Source organism: bacterium, from assembly GCA_036524115.1.
Lineage (GTDB): Bacteria > JAUVQV01 > JAUVQV01 > JAUVQV01 > DATDCY01 > DATDCY01.
The window spans coordinates 1-4,935 of record DATDCY010000095.1 but is presented as its reverse complement, the minus strand read 5'-3'; the positions used below and the strand labels follow the sequence as shown (position 1 = coordinate 4,935).

The window sequence follows — 4,935 nt, the reverse complement described above, 5'->3', positions numbered from 1 at the left end:
GAGGCGCGCGAGCTCCGGCTCCGGGAGCCCCGGCGCGAGCGCGGCGACGGCGCGCCGCTCACCGCCGCCGGCGGGCGCGCCGGCCCGGTCCTCGAGCGGCTTGAAGACCTCCGGGATCCTCTTCTCGATCCGGTCGACGTCCTCGAGGCCGAGGTCGTCGGGCGAGAGCACGAGATCGTCCTCCTCGTCCTCGCCGCCGTCGAGCTCCGCGACGTGCGGAGGCGCCGGCGCCCCGTCGTCGCCGAACGCCGCCGCGAAGGACTCGTCGGTCAGCTCGGCCTCGTCAGCGAACCTGCCATCGCGCTTCTTCTCGTCGTAGAGGCGCAGGGCGTCCATGAGCACGTTCTCGGTGTGGAACTGGATGCCCTGGTGGAGCGTCTCGGGGAAGTAGCGGTAGTCGTCGGCCGCGGTCACGGCGCCGACGTCGAGGTCGAAGTGCCCCGTGGTCCACGTGAGCACCTCGACGATCGTCAGCTCCAGGAGCGTTTCCAGGCCGCGGTAGGCGTCCTCCTTCTTCACGCGGCCGCTCTCGATGAGGGCGGCGACGATCGGCTTGCGCACGCCGTCGCCCGCCGCGGCCTGTTCGGCGAGGGTGCGCTCGAGGTCCTCGGTGGAGACCGCGCCGGCCTCGACGAGGATGCGGCCGATGCGCACGCTGTTGTCGAAGTGGTTCGCGCTGATGATGAAGCCGTCGTCGAAGACGAGCTGGCACTCGCCCTTGGTGCTCGTGACCGAGAGGGTCCCCGACTTGCGTGTAGAGTGGAGCAGTTGCACCACGTCGACGATCGAGAGGTGTTCCAGGTCTCCGGTGAACGACATCCGCCTCCCTCCCTCGCGGACGTTTTTCGCAGAAACGGCGCGGGAATGCAACAGCGGGGCGGCCTGCTACACTCGGGGCGTGCGGCACGGGAACGACCTGAGAGACATGGCGCCGGCGCGCCTCGAGGAGTTCTGCGCCGGCCTCGGGCTGGGCCCGGCGAGGGCGAGCCGCGTCTTCGCGTGGGTGCACCGGCCCGGGAGCCGCGACCTGGCGGCCCCGGGGGGGCTCGGGCGGGAGATCCGCGCGCGCCTCGCGGGCCGGGCCCACGTCAGCCGGCTGGAGCCGGCGGCCGTCGCGCGTTCGTGCGACGGGACGGTCAAGTTCGCCTTCCGCCTGGACGAGGGCCCCGTGATCGAGAGCGTCCTGATCCCGGCCGAGGGCCGCACCACGCTCTGCGTCTCCACCCAGGCCGGCTGCGCAATGGGCTGCCGGTTCTGTCTCACCGCGCGCATGGGGCTCGCGCGCGACCTCTCCGCGGCCGAGATCGTCAGCCAGGTGGCCGCGGTGCGCGAGGCGCTGGCGGAGGCCGGAGCCGATCCCGGCGGCCGGCCGCAGCGGATCGACAGCCTCGTCTTCATGGGGATGGGCGAGCCGCTGGCGAACTACGCCAACCTCCTGGACGCCCTGGCGATCCTCGGGCATCCGCGCGGCGGGGCCTTCTCGGAGCGCCGGCTCACCGTGTCGACCTGCGGGCTGGCGGCGCGGATCCGGGACCTCGGGCGGGACGCCCGCGTCAACCTCGCGGTCTCGTTGCACGCGGCGGATGACGCGGTGCGCACCGGACTGATGCCGGTCAACCGCGCCTGCGGCGTGGACGAACTGCTCGCGGCGTGCCGCGAGTACGCGGCGGGGGGGCGGCGGCTGGTCTTCGTCGAATGCGCGCTGCTCGCGGGCGTCAACGATTCGGATGCCGACGCGCGGCTGCTGGCGCAGCGGCTGCGGGGGCTCCCCTGCCGCGTCAACCTGCTGGAGTACAACGAGTCGCCGACGCTGCCGTTCCGGCGCTCGCCGCCGGAGCGCGTCGCGGCCTTCCAGGCCGTCCTCCACGCGGCCGGCTACCGGACCCTGCTCCGGCGTAGCCGCGGCGCTGACATCGCCGCCGCCTGCGGGCAGCTGGCGGGCGCGCCGGGCGCGCAGCGGTGAAGCGACGGCGCCGCGCCGGTTTGCATCGGCGCCGGCCCCGTGCAATATTGCATAGTAACAACGGGCGCCCGTAGCTCAGCTGGATAGAGCGTCGGACTTCGAATCCGTCGGTCGGGGGTTCGAATCCCTCCGGGCGCGCCAATGGCCGGGGATGGCGGGCGGTGCCGTGCGGCCGCACCCAAGGCCGCCTCGCTCACGATCTCCCGGGAACCCCAGGTCGGGCAAGGAGGGCGAGCGATGATCGGTTATGTCGGGCACATCGAGAAGGAAACCCTCAAGAACAAGTACTTCCGCAAGGTGCTCTTCACCGGCAAGCACGCGCAGCTGGTCGTGATGTCCCTCAAACCCGGCGAGGAGATCGGCAACGAAGTGCACCCGAAGGTCGACCAGTTCTTCCGGATCGAGCAGGGCCAGGCGGCGTTCGTCTACAACAACGGCAAGGAAAAGCACAAGGTGCGGGACGCGGACGCCGTGGTCGTCCCCGCGGGGACGCACCACAACGTCATCAACACCTCGAAGACAGAGACCCTGAAGCTCTACACGATCTACTCGCCGCCGAACCACCCGGCCGGCACCGTGCACAAGACCAAGGCGGAGGCCGAGGCCGCGGAGCACTAGAAGCCGCAGGCCTGCTGCGCGTCGATGCGTGTGCCGCTGCGGTTGCTCAAGGGGGCCGCCTGGGTCTTTGGCACCGTCGTCCTGTTGACGGGGGTCAGCTACTTCGCGGTCCCCCCGCTTGCCAGGCATCTTCTCGTCGGCAAGCTCGGGGAGGCGCTGCACCGGCCCGTCTCCGTCCGGGAGGTCCGTTTCAACCCCCTGAAGCTGATCGTCACGGTCGCCGGCTTCACGGTCGGGGAGCGCGAAGGGGGCGGCGAGTTCTTCGGCTTCGACGAACTCGTCGCCGACCTCGAGGCGTCGTCGATCCTCTACCGCGCGCCGGTGCTGCGCGAAATCCGGCTGACGGGGCCGCGCGTGCACCTCGTGCGCCGGGAGGACGGCCGGACGTACAACTTCTCCGATCTGCTCGGCGGGGCGGAAAAAGGCGGCGGCGCAGCGCCCCCGCCCGCCGAAAAGCCGGCGCGCTTCGCGCTGCACAACATCCGCATCAGTGCCGGGCAGATCGTGTTCGAGGATCGTCCCCGGGGCGCGCGGCACGACATTGCCGACCTGGCAGTGACCATCCCCTTCGTGTCGAACTTCCCAGCGCGTGTCGACACCTTCGAGCAGCCTGCGCTCTCGGCGGTCGTCAACGGCGCTCCGTTCAAGCTCGCCGGGCAGACCAAGCCGTTCAAGGAGACCCTGGAAACGGCCGTCGACCTCGACCTTCAGGGGATCGACGTGCCCCGCTACCTGGCCTACCTGCCCGAAGACCTCGGCTTCACCGTGCGCGAAGGGATGCTCGGGGTGAAGCTCTCGGTGGCCTTCGCGGCGCCCCGGGAAGGCCGCTCGCTGGTCGTGCGCGGGGCGGCGCGGCTGGACAAAGTCGCGGTCGCCGAGCGCACCGGGGCGCCGTTGCTCGCCCTGGCGTCACTGGAGGTGCCCGCGTTTTCCGTCGACGTGTTCAAGAATCGCCTCGACATCGAGAAGATCGTCATCACCGCACCCGAAGCGACGCTCCTGCGGCAGAAGACGGGAGGGCTCAACTGGGCCGCCGCGTTCCGGCTCCCGGCGCCGCAGCAACCCGAGCCCAAGCCGACTCCGTGGCAGGTGACGCTCGGGGAACTGCGACTGACCGGGGGGAGCGTCCACTGGCGGGACGAGGCGGTGCCGGGGCGCTTCAACGCCGAGCTTGAGAAGGTCGAGGCGGGGATCCGTGCCGTGCGTTACCCTCAGGACGAGCCCGCGCAGCTCGAGGTGAGTTTCCAGACCGGTTTCGGCGAATCGCTCGAGCATCGCGGGAGCATCCGCTTCTCGCCGCTCGCATGGGAGGGGGACGTCCAGATCGCCGGGGTGCGCCCGCGCGCGTGGGAGCCCTACTACCGCGCGTCGGTGCCGTACGAGATCCGCGAAGGGGTGCTGGGCGCGAAGGCCCACGTCCGGCTCGCGGCCGCCGAGAACGGGACGGCGTTCGGGTTCACGGGGTTGACGGCCCGGCTCGAGGGGCTGAAGGTCCGCCACCGCGCCGCCCCGGCGGACTTCCTGACGTTGGCGGCGCTGGAGGTCTGGGGCGCCGATCTCGATCTCCCGGCGCGTCGTCTGAGCCTCGGCGCGGTGAGCCTGCGGAAGGTGAACGTCGGACTCGTGCGCGAGAGCGGAGGGGCCATCGCGCCGGGCGTGCCGCGGCCCGTCGTGGCGGACGCGGCAGGAGCGGCGGTCGCGGCGGCGCCCGCGGCCGGAACGCCCGGCCCGACCGTTCCGCCGGCAGCCGCAAAGCCGCCGGCAGCCGCGGAGCCCTCGTGGCTGATCGAGGCGGCCTCGGTGCGTCTCGATGACTGCGCTGCCACGCTCGTCGACACGACGTTCCCCGATTGGCTCACGCACACGGTTGCCCCGCTCGCGGCCGAGATCACCGGGCTCTCGACGAAGAAAGGGAGCCGCGCGTCGTTCCGGCTCACTGCCGGCATCAACGGCGGCGGGAGGCTCGCGGCGAAGGGCGACGTCGGTCTCGTGCCCTTCGGGGCGCGGGTCGACGTCGACATGAAGTCCCTCGCGCTCGTGCCGTGGTACCCGTACTACGCCGATCAGGTGAACTTCGTCACGAGCAGCGGCGAGCTGGCGGTGAAGGGCGCCCTCGCGGTTGCCACCGGCACGGAGGGAAAGATCGGCGCGAGCTTCCGCGGGGAGGCCGGCCTGACGGACTTCGTCTCCGTCGACCGCCTCAACTCCGAGGAGATGCTGAAGATCGCGACGCTGTCGCTCGGCGGCATCGCGTTCGAATCGTCCCCCTTCTCGCTCCAGGTCGCCGAAGCGCTGCTCTCGGAGTTCTACGTGCGGCTGATCATCTTCGCGGACGGCAGGTTCAACGTGCAGAA

General features: G+C 71.2%; 4 protein-coding genes and 1 tRNA gene. 4 read left to right on the top strand and 1 reads right to left on the bottom strand.

Going from position 1 to position 4,935, the window contains the following annotated elements:
* Positions 1-819: DUF4388 domain-containing protein (locus VI078_04520; protein ID HEY5998550.1), on the bottom strand; the 819-nt coding region annotated here is incomplete at its 3' end.
* Between the two features lie 106 nt (positions 820-925).
* Here VI078_04520 and rlmN point away from each other — a divergent pair.
* The 4 genes from rlmN to VI078_04500 all read left to right on the top strand — a co-directional run.
* Positions 926-1,963, top strand: a complete 1,038-nt coding sequence (gene rlmN / locus VI078_04515) for a 23S rRNA (adenine(2503)-C(2))-methyltransferase RlmN (GenBank protein HEY5998549.1) — start codon at positions 926-928, stop codon at positions 1,961-1,963.
* Positions 1,964-2,027: 64 nt separating this feature from the next.
* A tRNA-Arg gene (locus VI078_04510) sits at positions 2,028-2,104 on the top strand.
* 96 nt (positions 2,105-2,200) lie between these two features.
* Positions 2,201-2,581 (top strand): cupin domain-containing protein, encoded by a 381-nt coding sequence (locus VI078_04505; protein ID HEY5998548.1) that lies wholly within the window; start codon positions 2,201-2,203, stop codon positions 2,579-2,581.
* 24 nt (positions 2,582-2,605) lie between these two features.
* The coding region (locus VI078_04500) for a DUF748 domain-containing protein (protein ID HEY5998547.1) at positions 2,606-4,935 on the top strand (2,330 nt) is incomplete at its 3' end.

Coding starts and splice junctions, on each gene's coding strand:
- rlmN (HEY5998549.1), top strand. CDS start 926: ATGGCGCCGGCGCGCCTCGAGGAGTTCTGCGCCGGCCTCGGGCTGGGC.
- VI078_04505 (HEY5998548.1), top strand. CDS start 2,201: ATGATCGGTTATGTCGGGCACATCGAGAAGGAAACCCTCAAGAACAAG.